This window comes from Candidatus Alcyoniella australis (assembly GCA_030765605.1).
In the GTDB taxonomy this organism is placed as follows: Bacteria; Lernaellota; Lernaellaia; order JAVCCG01; family Alcyoniellaceae; genus Alcyoniella; species Alcyoniella australis.
In genome coordinates, this window is the sequence record JAVCCG010000022.1 from 13,136 (window position 1) to 29,138 (window position 16,003).

Sequence of the window (16,003 nt, forward strand, 5' to 3'; positions counted from 1 at the left end):
GCATGCGACTTGCCGCTGCATCGGGCGCCGCGTACACGGCGAGCCTGTTTTTGATTTTGAGCTTTGGGCTCGGCGGATTAATATCCCCGCATGCTATCGGCAGTAATTCTCGCCGGCGGCCGCAGCCGCCGTATGGGCCGCGACAAGTGCCTGATCGAGCTGGGCGGCCAACCGCTGATCGAGTTGCTGCTGCGCGAGCTGCAACAGGCAGCCGACCAAGTGCTGATCGCCGCCAACCATGTCGAGCGCTTCGCCTCGCTGAACGTGCGGGTGGTGAGCGATATTCACCCTGGGAACGGCGCGTTGGCCGGGTTGCACGCCGGGCTGTGGGCCTGCGACGGCGAACGCGCCTTTGTCTGCGCCTGCGACATGCCGCGCATCACCGCCGAAGTCGTGCGCACGATGTTTGCGCTGGCGCCAGAGGCCGACGTGGTGGTGCCGCGTTTGGGCGAATACCTCGAGCCGCTGTGCGCGGTCTATTCGTGCAGTTGTCTGCCCCACATCGAACGCAGCATCATGTGCGGTGAGAGACGGCTGGTCTCGTTTTACGACAAAGTGCGAGTTGTCGAGGTCGGGCCGCAGGACTTTCCCGACGACCCGTTGTTGAAGTTCACCACCAACATCAACACGCCCGAGGATCTGGAACAGCTCAAGAGCCGATCCGGCTAGCCCAGCTTCCCTAAGACCTGCTCGCACAGCTGCGTGCCGTAAGTCGCCGCCTGCTCGCTACGCGTGCCGTAGCCGCAGGCCGGGGTGATGATCAACCGCTCGAGCAGATTCGAGCGACCCCATCCGATCTCTTGACCGAGCCGCGAGAGCTGCGCATCGAGTTGTGCGGCCAGGTCCGCGGCCTGGGCCTGCAGCACCTCCTCGGAAGTGGGCACAATGCCGAACGCCAGGCATCCACCGCGCTCAAAAAACGCCGCCAGGTCCCGGGCGTAGAGCAGCAGGCTCTCGAAGTACTCCGCCGCGTCAAAGCTGATCACGTCGATGCTCGATCGGGCGAGCAGCGACCAGTCGGTGTTGCCGCAACAGTGCGATCCGGCAAATGCTCCCTGCTCATGCACGCCGGCCACTACCTCGTCCAGCCAACCGATGGCGTCCTCGCGTGAGATCGGCAGATAGGCCGAGCCGAAGCTGACCAGCGCCGGTTCGTCTACAAAAACCAGGGTTGTCTCGCCCAAGGGCGCCAGAATGCGAGCCTGCCAGGAGGCCTTGACCTTGAGCAGCGCGCGGGCGGCCTCGAAGAACTCCGGCGAAAACAACAGTAGCTTGCCCGAGGGCTCGACCTTGACCGACGAACCGAAGGTCACCGGCCCGGTCATCTGTCCCTTGATCACCGGCCGCGGCCGTTCTTCTCCAGACTCGAAGCGGCGCAGCAGTTCGTACAGCCCGACGGCGCGTTCAGGACCGACCGCCAACCGTTGCGGGTCGTCATCACCCGCGATGATCGGCGTCCAGAAGCGCTCGAGCGCTTCTTCCGGGCTCTCGGGCCCACCCTGGATCAGCACTGAGACCTTGCCGGTCTGCTCGTCCTCGGATAACGCGGCCATGCCCTGGGCAAACTGCGCATCCATGTTCTCCAGCCAACTACGCTGCGGAAGCTGCGGCCAGCACGGGGCAGTGGGAAACGACTGCAACATCAGGTCAACCGCCTGAGCTGCCTCTTTAAACGGCAGACTGCCGATGGCCGTGGCGAACGGAGCCGGTAGTTTCATCGAGTACCTCCAGATTTCGCGGCAATGAGTTTACCCGCTATCCAGCGGATTGCCCAGATTGTACTTTTCCACAGCATTGACGTAGATATGCCTAACTGATAGCAAGAGTCAGGGAGGACTTTTTTTGACCTGGACGCCCCACGTCCTGCCGACGATCATCGCCTTTGCAATCTCCCTGAGCGTGGCGATCTATACCATCTGGACCGGACTCGATCGCCGCGTCAACCGCTTGTTCTTCATGCTGGTCGCCGCCTGCTCGCTCTGGATCCTGGTGCACCTGTTCGAGGTGATGGAGCCCGAGCTGAACTCGCGGCTGATCTGGGTCTACCTGCAGTACCTGCCGATCAACCTGGTCCCGGTGCTCTATTTCCTGTTGGCCGCGGAGGTCGTCGGCTATTCCAAGCTGCTGCGCCGACAGGTGGTCTGCACCCTTATCGGCGCCTACCTGGCGCTGTCGCTGCTGATCCTTTTCGACCCGCTGCACCACCTGTTCTACGTGGCGGGCTCGACCTCGGTACAGCCTACTGCGGCGGGTTTGGCCATCGTCTACGAGGAGGGGCCGCTGTTCTGGGTGCAGGTCGCGTTCTGCTACCTGTTCATGCTGCTGGGCTTCCTGCTCTACGTTCTGTCGTTGTTCAGCGAAATCACACCGATGCTGCGCAAGCAGGTCAGCGTGCTGCTCGGCGCCTCGCTGATCCCGATCTTCGCCAACCTGCTCTACCTGTTCAATCCGTTCGGCGCGATGGTTCAGCTCGACCTGACGCCGATCTCGATCGCGATCACCATTTTGTTGTTCGCGATGGCGATCGCACGTTACAAGTTTCTGACGATCACGCCGCCGGTGACGCGCCAGGTATTGGCGCAGCTTCCCGAGGCGTTGCTGTTCTTCGACCGCCGCGCCGAGCTGATCGACCTCAATCCCGCAGCCGAGATACTGCTGGGCCTCTCGCCCGTCAAGGCGATCGGCCGCCGCCTGGAAGAGCTGATCTCTCCCGACGGCGCCCTACGTTTGGATGTGCAACAGGCCGGCCTGCTCAGATCGGACATGCACCGGGCAGCGGGCGGCGACGAGGCGTTGATTCGACGCGAAATCGAGATCGACACCGCCGACGGACCCTGGCGCAACCTGCAGATCACCTTCTCGGCCTTCATGCGCCAGGGGGAGGCCAGGGTCGAGGGCGTTGCCATGCGCGCATTGGACGTCACCGCCTCGCGGATGGCCCAACGGCAGCGCGAGGCGTTGCTGGCGATCAGCATGGCGATAAACAACGCCCAGGACGTGGTCAGTCTGTGCTCCGTCTGCGTCAAGCAACTGGCACAGATCCTCGAGATGCCGATCGCCGGAATCTGGCTCTACGAGGCGCAGCACGACCGGGTGCGGCTGACTTCTTCGATCGGCATGACCGAGGAACTCGAACGCAAGATCGCCGTGCAGTATTTGAAACCGGGCGGGCCGGGCGTGGCCGCCCAGACCGCGCGCAGCCGCGAGCTGATCGTGCTCGACGACGCGGCCAGCAGCCCGCTGCTGTCCTACGCCATGCCCGAGGTGCTCAAGAACCAAAGCCGCACGATGATCTGCGTGCCGCTGGTCGTCGGTGACGAGCTGATCGGCGTGATCCAAGTCGTCAGTCGCCGGCTGCGCCGCGTCGGACGCGAGGAGGTGCAGACGATCTCCCTGGCCGCCGCCCAACTGGCGATGGGTATCAACCGTATCCGACTGCTCGAGGAATACACCAGCGCCAGCCTCTCGCTCGAGATTCAAAAACGGCGCACCGCCCATGCCGAGCTGATGCAGGAGAGCTTCCTGTCAAACATGAGCCACACGATGCGTACGCCGATGAACTCGGTGCTCGGCTTCGCCAAGATCTTGCAGCGTGGACACTACGGCGCAATCCCCGACGAGATGGCCGAACCGCTCGAGATCATCCGCCGCAGCGGCGAGACGATGATGCGCGTGATCAGCGACGTGAGCCAGATCGGCCGCATTGAGTCGGGCAAGGTCGAGATCGAGTGCGAGCTGCTGCACTGCCGCGAGCCGGTGCGCGAACTGCTGTCCGAACTCTACCCCGAGACCTCGGACAACGGCGTGGAGCTCCAGGAAACCCTTGGCGAGGCCTGCTTGGCTTGGGCCGACCCCGAGCTGTTGCGCGAAATCCTGCGCGGGCTGGTGCGCTGCGCCGCCGGGTTCTCCGAGGGGGCGAGCGTGACTATCGCCGCGATCGGGGACAACGACAAGACGGAATTCGAGGTGCTCTCGCCCACCGCCAGTCTGCCCCCAAGCCTCTACCCGCAGGCTTTCGAACGCTTCTCGCAAATCAGCAATCCCGACCTTAAACGTTTCATCAGCTCCGGACTGTCCCTGCCGATCGCCAAGGCCCTGGTCGAACTGCACGGCGGCCGGATCTGGATCGAGTCCAGACCCGGCCGGGGTACGGCGTTTCGGTTTGAGCTGCCGCGGGTCAGCGCAACGCCCAATTCCGACTATACTGATCACAACCGCACACCTGAGGAGTGATTACATAATGGCGAACAAGGTACTGGTTACAGGCGGCACGGGGCTGCTCGGCGGAAACCTGATCCGGCTGCTGGTCGAACGCGGCTACTCGGTCAAGGCGCTGGTGCGCTCCACTTCCAACACCAAGGGATTCGACGATCTTGACGTCGAGCGCGTCCAAGGCGACATCATGGACCCGCAAAGCCTGGCGCAGGCTGCGGAAGGCTGCCAGGGCGTGTTCCACAGCGCGGCGATGGTCACGATGTGGGCTCCAGATTTCGAGAAAATGCGGCGGATCAACGTCGACGGTACGCGCAACGTGCTCGAAGCGGCCAAGGCCGCGGGCGTCAAGCGCGCGGTGCACGTGAGCACCGTGGACGCCATCGGCTTCTCCACGCCCGATGGCTGGGGCACACGCAACAAACCCAGCAACGAGAGCGTGCCGTTTCAAAACGAACGCTTCGGCGTGCCGTACATGACCACCAAACACATGGCTCAGCAACTGGCGCTGAGCTACAACAGCGATGATTTCGAGGTGGTGGTGGGCAACCCGACCTACATGATCGGGCCCTACGACGTGAAGCCCTCGTCCAGCCGGATGGTACTCGAGGTCAAATCCGGAACGGCCAAAGTCTACACCGGCGGCGGCAACAACTTCGTCGATGTTCGCGACGTGGCCGCGGGCCTGATAGCGGCCTTTGAGCGCGGCAAGCCCGGCGAGCTATACATCATGGGCCACCGCAATCTGAGCTACCGCGAGATCTTCACCTTGATCGCCGGAGTCGTGGGCGTCAAGCCACCGAGCTTTGCCCTACCCAAGCCGATCGCGCTGATCGGCGGCGCCGCGGGCAGCCTCTACGGACACCTGCTGGGTAAGGAGCCGGAGATCAACCTGACCACGGCCAAGCTGGGTTACGTGGAGCACTACTTCGACAGCTCCAAGGCGATCGCCGAGCTCGAGCTGCCCCAGACGCCGATCGAGACCGCGGTGGGCGACGCCTACCAGTGGTTCCAGGCCAACGGCTACGTCAAATAGGTCCGCGGACTCGGGCTACGGCGGGTTCAGCGCTCAGCCCTTAATAACGGCCAATGGCATCAGCCGGGCCACGCGGCGGCTGATGCCCGCGCCCTCCACGGCCGCGACCACGGCGTCCACATCCTTGTAGGCCTCGGGCATCTCCTCGGCCAGGGTCGAGCGGCCGCGGCTGCGCACCACGATCCCGCGTTGCGCCAACTCCTCGCGAATACTGCGCCCTCGGGCGCGCTTGATCGCCCCCTTGCGCGAGAGCACGCGACCCGCGCCGTGGCAGGTGCTGCCGAAGGTCTGCTCCATGCCCTGCTGCGTGCCCACCAGCACGTAACTGGCAGTGCCCATGTCGCCGGGGATCAGCACCGGATGGCCGGTGTCGCGATAGCAGTCGGGCAGGTCCGGGGCGTGGGCGGGGAACGCGCGGGTCGCGCCCTTGCGGTGCACCACGAGCTGCTGCGGTTTGCCCTCCACCGCGTGCGTCTCGAGCTTGGCGATGTTGTGCGCCACGTCGTAGACCAGCTGCGCGCCCAGCTCGCGCGGCGCCACATGCAGCGCGCGCTCTATCGATTCGACAGCCAGCCGCATTAAAACCTGGCGGTTGGCAAAAGCGTAGTTGGCCGCGGCGCACATCGCCTTGAAGTAGTCCTGGCCCTCGCGGCTGGTGAAATGCGCGGCTGCCAGCTGACGATCGGGGATGCTTAGCCCGTGCTGCACAACGTAGCGCCCCATGGCCTCCAGGCTGTCGTCGCATACCTGGTAGCCCAGTCCGCGGCTGCCCGAGTGGATCATCAGGCAGATCTGCCCTAGGCGCAGGCCAAAGCGCTGCGCGATCTGCGGCTGATGGATCTGCTGCACCACGTTGATCTCGATAAAGTGATTGCCCGAGCCCAGGGTGCCCAGCTGGTCGTTGCCGCGCTGTTTGGCGCGCGCACTGACGCGGTCGGGGTCGGCGTTGTCCAGTCGGCCGAGGCTCTCGATACGCTCCAAATCGGCGCTCTCGCCCCAGCCGTTTTTTACGGCCCAGGCCGCTCCCTGGGCCAATACGCGCTCGAGCTGCTTGGCGCTAAGCTTGACCGCGCCACCGACTCCCACGCCCGCGGGCACATCGCGCAGCAACGCGTCGGCCAGCAAGTCCAGCCGCTGTTCAACGTCGTGCTGCTCGAGGTTGGTGGCGACCAGCCGCACTCCACAGTTGATGTCGTATCCCACGCCGCCGGGGCTGATCACGCCGTCGCGCACGCGCGTGGCCGCCACCCCGCCGATGGGAAAGCCGTAGCCCCAGTGGATGTCGGGCATGGCCAGCGATCGGCCGACGATCCCCGGCAAATGGGCCACGTTGCGCACCTGGGCCGGGGCCTTGTCCGCCTGTAAAACCGGCAGCAACTCCGGCGAGGCAAAAATCATCCCCTCGACCAGCATCCCGTTGCGGCGCGGGATCAGGTAACGGTAGTCGTCGACGCGTTGCAAAGCAGGGGCTTCCATCGCAGTCCGATCATAATCTGTCCAGCGACGGAGATGCGGATTAAAAGGTCAGTTTGACGTTGAACTGCGCCAGGCCGGTGCGGTCGCCGCTGAAGTCCTCGCCCGCCAAATATTCCAATGCCACGTCGAGTTGATCGTGAAACGCGCTCGCGCCGATGAATCCGCCGTAGCGACGGTAGCCCGTGGGGCTCACATCGGGCGGACCCGCCGCTTGGAGAAAATCCCAGCCCTCGATCGTCTCGTAGCGGCCGCCGATGCGCAGCGAGTTAAACACGAACAGCGCCAGCTCCGCGTCGAGCGCCCAGACCGCGGTCTTCTCGCCCTTGGCGTCGAGGTAGTCGCGCTCGTCGAACTCGCCGGTCGTCACGTACTGCGCGCCGAAGCCGATGCCCAGAATGTTCAGCGGATCGACGCGGCCCCAGATAAAGCCGCCGTAGCCCGGCACCTGTTTGTCGTAGGGCGCGTTGCGCGGATCGACCAGGCCCTGGAAGAACTCGTCGACCTCCAGCGCGTCGGAGAGGTAATAGCCGCCCAGTTCCAAATCCAGTCCCTCGAACATCGCCAGCGGCCGCACTGCCAAACCGGCGCTGATGGTGTCGATCAAATCGTCATTTTGGTCCACGTCGTCGATCTCGCCGTTGAACGCGCCGGCCGCGAAATCGACGTAGCGACACTGCCAGCCGACAAAGGCCGCGGTGCGCCGCGAGCGCGTCATGCGATGGACGATCGGATCTTCAACGCCGAAGGTCCGCAGTCCGCCGTAGGGTAGGTACATCCGGCCGAAGCTAACGAACGGCCCGCGATAGCGCAGCTTGATCCAGGCCTGCTCCAGGTCGAGCGGCTCGTTGCGCCCCTCCTCGTAGAACAGCTGAACCAGGCCCGAGAGGCGCCCTTCGTAATCCGCCGCCAACCCCAGGGCCGCGCGGTAAACGAACACATCCGAGCTGCGCAGGTCGGACAGGCCCAGAGCCTCGTACTGCGCCAGGCTCAACGCGCTGCGCACCTGCAGCTCGCCGGTGGGCCGCAGCACATCTGTCCAATCGGCGGCCTGCGCCGGGACGGCCACAAGGGCCAACAACAGGACCAGCGTCAATCCGCGTCTCATTGGATCCCCCGATTAAAATTCCGGTCAGGCAGATGTAGCAATTGTGCGGCCAACGGTCAATCGCCCGCCATCGCGCGCAGCAACTGCGCGGTCTGTTCGACGGTCCGATACCAGGTCATCTGCGAGGCGCGGGCTTTCCCGCGCTCGATCAGGCTTGCCCGAAGCTCGGGCTCGCTCATCACCAGCCGCAGGGCGTGGGCCATGCCCTCGACGTGGTCGGGATCGACCAGCAGAGCGGCGTCCCCCGCGGTGCGGGGCAGACCGCAGGTATTGGAACAGATCACCGGGCAGCCGCAGGCAAAGGCCTCGAGCAGCGGCAGACCGAAGCCCTCGATCCGGCTGGGGAACAGCAGGCAGGTCGCCATGCTGTAAAGCGCAGGAATCTCACTGTCCTCCACCCGTCCCAAATGCCGGACCAATTTCTTCACGCCGTCGATCTCGATCTGTTCGAGCATGTCCGCGTGCCCTTCCCCCTCGCCGCCGCACAACACCAGCGGCAGCTCGGCGTCCCAGTCCTCGCGCAAGCGGGCGATGGCGCGTACCGCACCCACGTGGTTCTTGTGCCACAGCGTGCGTCCGGGTAAAAAGGCGAAGCTCTCGGGCAACGAGTAACGCTCGCGCACGCGCTCGAGCAATCCAGGCTCGAGCTGGGCCAGCTGCGTGTCCACCCCGTGGGCGATGACCTCGATCGGCGGCGGCTCGACTTTGCAGAAACGCCGCAGGTCCTCGGCTGTGTACTCGCTGACCGCTATCAGCCGGTCGGCTCCGCGCAGGCTGCGTTTGATCAACCGGCGACGCTTGCGCAGCGCCCAGAAGCCCAGGCGCTCGCCGAAACGCTCGTGGGATAAATCGTGGATCGTCACCACCTGTGGGCAACGCGTGCGGCGCGGGGCCGAGCCCAGCGGGTTGAACAGCACGTCCACTCCGTACTTGCGCGCCAGCCTGGGAAGTTTTTTTTGCTCGGCCGCCAGCCGCGTACGAAAGCGCTCTGGCGCAAACTCCACAACGACTATCTCGACGCGCTCCGAGGGCTCGAAGCTCTGTGCGGCCTCGAGGTTGACGAACAGCTTGAGTCGCAGGTCGGGGCAGTCGGCCAAGCCCTGCACCATTCGGCGCGCGTAGACCTCGGGACCGCCGCCCTGGTCGGGAATCATCATCAGCAAGTTCACGCCGACAGTCTTCATTGCCGGTCAGTATAGCCCCTGGACCAACGGCGGGGCCAGACACTATTGACTCTCCGGGGAAGGGACTCCTATCATTGCCAAAACCATCCCCGGATCTCCATGCGCCAATTTCTAAGCATCCTGACAGCCCTCGCCTTTCTTGCCATGGCTTCGCCCGCCGCAGCCCAGGTCAGTCAGTTGTTCGAGGAGTTCGGCGTCTCGCCGCGCGATTCGGCAATGGGCGGCGCGTACACCGCGGTCGGCGGCGACTACGCCGCGGCGTTCTACAACCCGGCCGGGTTGTTTTTAATCGAGGGCAGCCACGCGCACCTGGGGTACCGGGTGGTCGACCCGGTGCTGTTCATGCGTTTCAAGGGACACAGCGTGCCGATGAACCTCGCCGACTACCCCTCGACCGAGGTCTTCCTGCTCGGGCTCTCCACCGACTTCAAGCTCTCGGGCGCGTTCAACAACGCGATCACCGACCGCGTCAACTTCGGCATGGCCTTCGGCGTGGGCGAGTACCTCAAGAGCTACACCGGGTACGTCGATCCGTACACGCCCTACTTATTTCGCTACTACGAACGGATGGTCTCGCTGCTCTCGCTCTACCTCGGCTTCTCGATCAAGCTCACCGACTGGCTGGCGGTCGGCGCCGGGTTCGTGCCCGCGCCCTCGGACGCCATGGCCCGGGCGATGGTGCGCTCCGACATCTACCTGCCGACGATGACGATGAAAACGACCCAGGCCCAGATCACGCGGGCCTTCAGCAAAGTCGAGCCGCTGGCCGGGATCTTCCTCAAGTGGCCCGGAAACGCCTGGCGCGACCGCCTGGCCCTGGGCATCGCCTGGCGCGACCAGGTCGAAACCAACGACGGCAAGGGCGAGGCGGTGACCAAGATGGTGATCCACTTCCCCGACGGCTCGACCTACACCGGCCTGGACACGGTAACCGTGCCGATCATCCAGCTCACCGGCTTTTCGCCGATGCAGGCCAGCGCGGGCCTGATGATCAAACCGCTGCCCGCGATGACCGTCTCGATCGACGAAGTCTGGAAGAACTGGCGCGAATGGATCAACTACTTCGAGATGCGACCCGCACCGCGCCTGCACGACACCTGGACCACCAAGGCCGGGATCGAACACGTCTTCAGCTTTGACCAAGACTGGTTCCAGACGGTCAGCGTGCGCGGCGGCTACTACTACGAGCCCAGCCCGGTGCCCGCCCAGGACGGCCCGTGGAATCTGCTGGACAATGACAAACACGTGGGTTCGCTGGGCCTGGGCGTGCGCGTGAGCAACCTGCTGGGCGTGATCGTCGTGCCGGTACAAATGAACTTCAGCTACCAGGAACACATCCTGGTCCAGAAGCACCTCAGCAACAACCGCGACCCGCAGTTCGGCCCGATCGACTACGGCGGACACCTCTGGTCGTTCGCAGGCACTCTCGAGATCTCTTTTTAGCCCGCATTATTCATCAATCAAGGATGCGATGGTTGGCAATGGCGCGGCTGGTGCGCCCAAGGCGGGCCCGGACTAGCCCGGATTATTCATGAGGGTTCGTCCGCGAGGGGCACAAGGCGCCGCAAATACAAGGAAGCCGGGGCGATCATCCGCAGGCGTACCCGCTGCGGTACGTCGAGGACGGATCGTCCCGGATGACGCGGTAGTTGCGGATGAATTATGCGCCGCAGTAGAAGCCTCATGAATAGTCCGGGCTAGGTGAAGTAGAGCACCGCCAGCACGGCCACGAACCACATCGCCACGTCGATCAGCAACGGTACGTCGCTGATCAGCACGCGGCTGGGGCTGCCGCCCTCCTCGCGCTGATGCACCAGGTACAAGTAGCGGAAGATCCCATAGAGCACGAAGGGCACGGTCAGCACCAGCTTATCAGTGCCCAACACCGCGATCGTATCGGGGTCCATGGTGTACAGCGCGTAGGCCACTACGGTCGAGGCGGTGACCACGGCCATCATCTGGTCGAGGAAGTACGGGCTGTATTCCTCGAGGATCTTGCGGTGCTCCTTGGCGTTCTCGGCCATTATCACCAGCTCGTGGCGGCGTTTGCCGAACCCGAGAAACAGCGCGAGCAGTACGGTGCAGATCACAACCCAGTTGGTCGGCTCGTTGACGCCGATCGCCGCGCCGCCCGCGAGTACGCGCAGCAGGAATCCCGCGGCCAGCACCATCACGTCGATGATCACCAGGTTCTTGAGCCAGAACGAGTAGGCGAACTGCAACGCCAGGTAGATCGCGATGATCATGAGGAACCAGGGGCCGACCAGTGCGTCTTTAACACCCCACAGCGCCGAGGCCCCCAGGCTGAAGATCAGCAGCAGCAACGCCGCGACCCAGGCCGCGCCGACGCTCAGCGCGCCCGAGGCCAACGGCCGCAGCCGCTTGGTCGGATGCTTGCGGTCGTTGGGCAGGTCGCGGATGTCGTTGATGATGTAGACCGCGCCGGAGACCAGGCAGAACAGCGCGAAGGCCGCCAGAATCCGTAGCAGCTTGTCGGTCACAAACAGATTGTGGGTGAACAGAATCGCCGGAAAGACCATGAAGTTCTTGATCCACTGCTGCGGACGCATCGAGCGCAGGATCGCTTTTAATGTGTGCATCTGATCTCCGGCTGCAAACAAGGCTGGAGTATAATCGGCTAATTGTTGATGCACGTCTGCGGACTGTCAAGGACAGCCCTTCTACAGCGAGCCGCTCTCTGCGATAATCCGACTTCCAATGGCACTTACCAAAGACACCTACGACGATCGTCTGCCGCGCTGGCTGGTCCTCGCCGCGATCGGCGGGGCGATGGCGTTTGGCGCCGCGGTTTACATCTACGCGGCCACGCGCCACTCGCTGTTGGTGGACGAGGCGATCTTCGGCCGCGGCGGCAAGGCGATCCTGCTCGGCGACTGGCACCTGGCGCACGACAAGGCGATGAAGCCGTTCTTCGTCTATTACGCCCTGGCCGCGCTGCGTTGGATCGGCGAGGGCAGCGACGTGTCGGGCCGCATCGGCTCGATCGGCGCGGTGCTGATTTCCATCGGCCTGCTCTACGGCGTGGGAAGGCGCTGGCTGGGCCAGCGCGTGGCGCTGATCGCAATCTGGCTCTACCCCTTTGGCGAGCTGACGATCCGCGAACTGCATCAGGCCAAGACCGACGCCTTTGCCCTGACGTTCATTTTAGCCGCGGCCTACTTCGCCACCCGGCGCATGCCCACGGCCGGGGGCTTTTTCTTTGCCATGGCCTTCTGCACGCGGCAGTTGGCGGCAATGTCGTTCCCGCTGGTGATGCTGCTGATCTACATGGGGATCTACCTGTTGCCCGGCGAGCGTCCCGCGCGGCGGATCGCGCCGCTGTGGCGTTTCGCCCTGGGCTGTCTGGGGCCGCTGCTGGTGTTGGTGCTGTGGTCGAGCTTCACCCTTGAGCCGTTCGCCTGGCTGGTGCGCGAGCCGGCCTACGAGAAGTACGATGAGGCCGCGGCAGTGGGCTTCTTCTCCAAGTTCGTCTTCTGGGTCCAGACCACGGGCCGACTGCTCGGGGCCCAGCCGCTCAAGGCGCTGGCGCTGGTCGCGGCTCCGTTGGGATTCGCGCTGCCGCTGCTGCTGCGACTGCGCGGTAAGATCAGCTTCAGCGAGCGTCCGGATTTGGCGATGCTCTGCGCGTTGTGCGGGTTCGCCGCGTTCTACCCGCTGATCCACAGCCTGCCCAAGGTCACGCTCTACCGCCGCTTCATGGTGCCGCTGGCCCCCTGGTTGGCATTGATCGTTGGCTGGTGTCTGGTCTGGATAATGCGGCCGGTGGCAGCCCGCACCCGTCGCGGACGACCCGTGCTGATCCTGGCCCTGGGCGCGGCTGTGGCCCTGCTCACCGCGCTGCCGGCCTATCGTTTCCTGGTCGATTTCTCAGCGCCCATCGCACGCGACGAGGTGCCCGCCGCAGCGGCCTGGCTCGAGCACAACGCGCCGGGAGCGGTGGTGCTGACTTTGGGAACCGGGCCGGAGTTCAGCTATTACACCTTCGGCACGTCCGTGAACTTCAAGATGGAGATGGACCCCGCGCGGATCCACAAGCAGGTGCGCAATTTCGCCGGACGGCCAACGTTCATCTTCCTTGAAGACCAGCACGATCCGACCCCGGTCGAACTCGAACAACAGCTCGCGCCGCTGCACACCGTCGAGCAGACATGGCACGGTCTCCACGGACTGGCGCGGCTGTACCGAGTGGACTACGACCCGCGACTGGCAATCGATCCGCTGACGTGCAACGCGACCTACGCTGTGGGACGCGAGCTGCGCTCCGACGCGCTGGACTGCGCGTTGCTCGAGTCGCTGATCAGCCGCGGGCTGTCCAAGTGGCGGCTGCGCGACGACCCGCAGCCCGCGATCACGCTCTACAAGTGCGAGATCGGCGAACGCGGCGCTGACATGAGCGGCCCGTTCGACGCCCTGGGGATCGAGCTGCACGGCGTGCGCCTGGGCAAGCTGCGCGTTTCCCAGGGGCGGCTGACGATCTTCGACGCGGCAGTGGAGCGTGAGCCGCTGCTGGCCTACGGACGGCTGTTCGTGCGCGGCTCGAGCCAATCGCGCGGACGGCTGCGAATCGAGCTTAGCGATCTGGCCGACCACATCCTGCGCTCGAACAAGGGGCTCGGCGAACTTTCGATCAAGGTTGAGGGCGATGCCCTGCATATCAGCGGCTCGGGCGACGCTGCCGGAATCGAGGTCGAGTTCGAGCTGCTGGCGCGGCCGCTGCTTGCGCCGGGCGGGAGCGTACGGCTGGAGCTGATCGAGGCGCGCGCCGCGGGGATCTCGCTGCCCGGCCCGGCACTGCGCCTGGCCGAGGTCTGGATGCGTCCGTCGATCAAGGCCGACCTGCCCGAGCTGGGCCTAGCCGCCGAGGAATTGATCTTCTCGGACGACGACGCAGCGCTGATCATCAAGTACGCCCCCCTGCCCGCCCGGCTTTGAGCCTGGCGCGGGGAGGGTCGTGGAGCTACGACTATGGTTCGCTCGCGAATTTTGTGCCCGGCTCAAAACCGGGCACGGGGTGGATCGTTGCATTACGACCAGCGAACTATGAGAGTTTTTAACGGCTTAGGAGTCGATGCGGCGCAGCTTCTGCAGCTCGTGCAGGCAGCCGTTCTTCAGCTCGTCCACGTAGAGCGTCGAGGTCTTGATCTCGTTGACCTTCTGGGCCAGCGTTTCGAGCTTGAAGACCATCTGATCTTCGGGCTTGCGCACGATGCGCAGGAAGTCGTGGCGCCAGCGGCGACGCGGCGGTGCGAACTTGCTGAGGTTGACCACGCCCTGACGCGGATTGCGCTTGAACTCGTCGATGCCGTTGAGCACCCCGGAGAGGAAGGTGATCTGCTCGCGCACGGTCTGGTCGGCGCTGAGGAACTGCAGGGTGTTGCGCACGGTCTTGCGGAAGACCTCGGTCTCGCCGTTCTCGGAGTTCAGCGTGCACAGGCCCATGTACATCTTCTCCAGGTCGGGCTCCTCGACCACGTTGCGGCCGGCGAGCAGCGCGCTGGCGCGCAGCAGGTCGATCACCTTGGCCTGGCGCCGCGGGGAGATGTAGAACTCGGGGTCGGTCTTGCGCATCGTGTCGACGAACGAACGGATCACGATGTTCTTGACGTAGAGCATATCGCTGGGCAGTTCGATCACCACGTCTTCGCTCACGCCCTTGACGATCGAGCTTAAGTAGTTGATCTCCTCGATGCTCAGGTTGCCCGGGTACAGCCCGCTGGACTGGCCGCGCTCGTAGGAGCGGTCGATCTTGTACTGGGTCAGGGTCTCGGTCTCGTGGGGAATGTTGGCGCGGAAGAAGAAGCGGTCGATCACCGCCTCGGTGACCTCGTTCATCCGTAGATAGTTGGAGGCCGCGATCACCGTATGCAGCCGGCCCTTGTAGCTCTGGGAACCCTCGAGCAGCTTGCCGTCGGAGAGCAGCAGCATGATGTCGCGCAGGATCTGTTCGTTGGTGTCGAAGATCTCGTCGATGAACGCGAAGTGCGCCTCAAGCACCGACTTCTCGGTGCGCCGCACCTTTTGGCCGGTGTTGCGGTAGCGCGGGATGTCGATCGGGCCGAAGTAGTTGTCCTTGGTGTCCTCGACCGAGGCCTTGATCATGAAGGTCGTCACGCCGCGCGGGTCGAAGATGCGGAAAATCTCGGTGGCCAGCAGCGACTTGGCGATACCCGTGCGGCCCAACATCAGTTGGTGGTTGCGCGTCAGCAGCGCAAAGGTGAACTGCTCGATGATCTCCTCGCGGCCCAGCACGTTCTCGGATACCCGCGCCAACTGGTGCCGCAGGGCCTCGATGATCTCCTCGTGTCCCTGCTGTACCGGCGAATAATATTCGTAGATCGATTCGGCTTCGAGGTCTCGTTGGGACATTGTAGCCATATCCGAATCTCCCCTGAAACTTATATGTCACATGCTGATACAGAGTTGCAAGCCGCTGGTTCCGTCATTTTTATAGTACACCTTACAATACTCATGTCAAGAGAAATTATCTATGGTTGCTATCGATATTTTCTATTAGCTAGCTTACAAAACCGCCAGAGAGTCAATATTGCGAGACAAGAATTATACTGTATATTTTCAAGTTCTTACGCTTTTTCTTCCCGTAATCAGCCGCCGGATCAGCATCCGTAACAGCTCAAACAAGTGCGGGACCTTGGCGCGCACCCATTCGCCGCGGCGCTTGAATCCCAGAGCCAATTTAAGCTGCTTGTCGTTGGCAAAGGCATCGAATATCTCCACGTGCAGACCCTGGTCCGTTGCGCGTTGTTTGAAATCCGCGGCTTTGACCAGATTCTGATCGCCCGAGCGCGCCACGCGCAGCAGCACCTCGCGGTCGGTGAGCAGTACGCGCATCAGCTTGTCCAACGCGGCCAACGCATCGCGCAGCTCGATCACGGTCTGCTCCATGCCCTCTTGCTGCTCCAGGTCGGTCAGGGCGAAGCGGACGAAGTCGTGCATGAACGCCGCGCGGCG

Annotated in this window: 12 protein-coding genes; 5 read left to right on the top strand and 7 right to left on the bottom strand. The window is 63.9% G+C overall.

Translation table 11 applies throughout. The features are described from left to right. The first annotated feature begins 90 nt into the window (after positions 1 to 90). Entirely contained in the window at positions 91 to 669 is a 579-nt protein-coding gene (locus P9M14_02960) for a molybdenum cofactor guanylyltransferase (GenBank protein ID MDP8254685.1), read from the top strand. Here the strand turns inward: P9M14_02960 and P9M14_02965 are convergent. Beyond that, on the bottom strand, positions 666 to 1,718 hold the full coding sequence (locus P9M14_02965; GenBank protein ID MDP8254686.1) for a hypothetical protein: 1,053 nt from the start codon (positions 1,716 to 1,718) through the stop codon (positions 666 to 668). The two genes, P9M14_02960 and P9M14_02965, sit on opposite strands and share 4 nt — an antisense overlap. Before the next feature lie 124 nt (positions 1,719 to 1,842). Here P9M14_02965 and P9M14_02970 point away from each other — a divergent pair, with 124 nt between their 5' ends. Then, on the top strand, positions 1,843 to 4,233 hold the full coding sequence (locus P9M14_02970; protein ID MDP8254687.1) for a histidine kinase N-terminal 7TM domain-containing protein: 2,391 nt from the start codon (positions 1,843 to 1,845) through the stop codon (positions 4,231 to 4,233). A gap of 7 nt (positions 4,234 to 4,240) precedes the next feature. After that, positions 4,241 to 5,248 carry an SDR family oxidoreductase gene (locus P9M14_02975; protein MDP8254688.1) on the top strand — a complete coding sequence of 336 codons (1,008 nt, stop codon included), beginning with the start codon at positions 4,241 to 4,243 and terminating at the stop codon, positions 5,246 to 5,248. A gap of 33 nt (positions 5,249 to 5,281) precedes the next feature. On the opposite strand, the gene P9M14_02980 is transcribed toward P9M14_02975, so the two are convergent. The 3 genes from P9M14_02980 to P9M14_02990 are packed head-to-tail and all read right to left on the bottom strand — an operon-like array spanning position 5,282 to position 9,013. Next, positions 5,282 to 6,724 (bottom strand): RtcB family protein, encoded by a 1,443-nt coding sequence (locus P9M14_02980; protein ID MDP8254689.1) that lies wholly within the window; start codon positions 6,722 to 6,724, stop codon positions 5,282 to 5,284. Between the two features lie 40 nt (positions 6,725 to 6,764). Further along, positions 6,765 to 7,829, bottom strand: a complete 1,065-nt coding sequence (locus P9M14_02985) for a hypothetical protein (GenBank protein MDP8254690.1) — start codon at positions 7,827 to 7,829, stop codon at positions 6,765 to 6,767. A gap of 56 nt (positions 7,830 to 7,885) precedes the next feature. Further along, positions 7,886 to 9,013 carry a glycosyltransferase family 1 protein gene (locus P9M14_02990; protein MDP8254691.1) on the bottom strand — a complete coding sequence of 376 codons (1,128 nt, stop codon included), beginning with the start codon at positions 9,011 to 9,013 and terminating at the stop codon, positions 7,886 to 7,888. A gap of 99 nt (positions 9,014 to 9,112) precedes the next feature. On the opposite strand from P9M14_02990, the gene P9M14_02995 reads away from it, so the two are divergent. After that, positions 9,113 to 10,456, top strand: coding sequence for a hypothetical protein (locus P9M14_02995; protein MDP8254692.1), 1,344 nt, complete (start codon positions 9,113 to 9,115; stop codon positions 10,454 to 10,456). Between the two features lie 254 nt (positions 10,457 to 10,710). Here the strand turns inward: P9M14_02995 and P9M14_03000 are convergent, their stop codons facing one another. Beyond that, positions 10,711 to 11,613, bottom strand: a complete 903-nt coding sequence (locus tag P9M14_03000) for a decaprenyl-phosphate phosphoribosyltransferase (protein MDP8254693.1) — start codon at positions 11,611 to 11,613, stop codon at positions 10,711 to 10,713. Between the two features lie 118 nt (positions 11,614 to 11,731). Here P9M14_03000 and P9M14_03005 point away from each other — a divergent pair, with 118 nt between their 5' ends. Beyond that, positions 11,732 to 13,966, top strand: coding sequence for a glycosyltransferase family 39 protein (locus P9M14_03005; protein MDP8254694.1), 2,235 nt, complete (start codon positions 11,732 to 11,734; stop codon positions 13,964 to 13,966). Positions 13,967 to 14,092: 126 nt separating this feature from the next. Here the strand turns inward: P9M14_03005 and P9M14_03010 are convergent, their stop codons facing one another. Then, a complete protein-coding gene (locus P9M14_03010; GenBank protein ID MDP8254695.1) occupies positions 14,093 to 15,400 on the bottom strand; it encodes an AAA family ATPase in 1,308 nt (435 codons plus the stop codon). Between the two features lie 207 nt (positions 15,401 to 15,607). Further along, on the bottom strand, positions 15,608 to 16,003 hold a 396-nt coding region (locus P9M14_03015; protein ID MDP8254696.1), incomplete at its 5' end, for a hypothetical protein.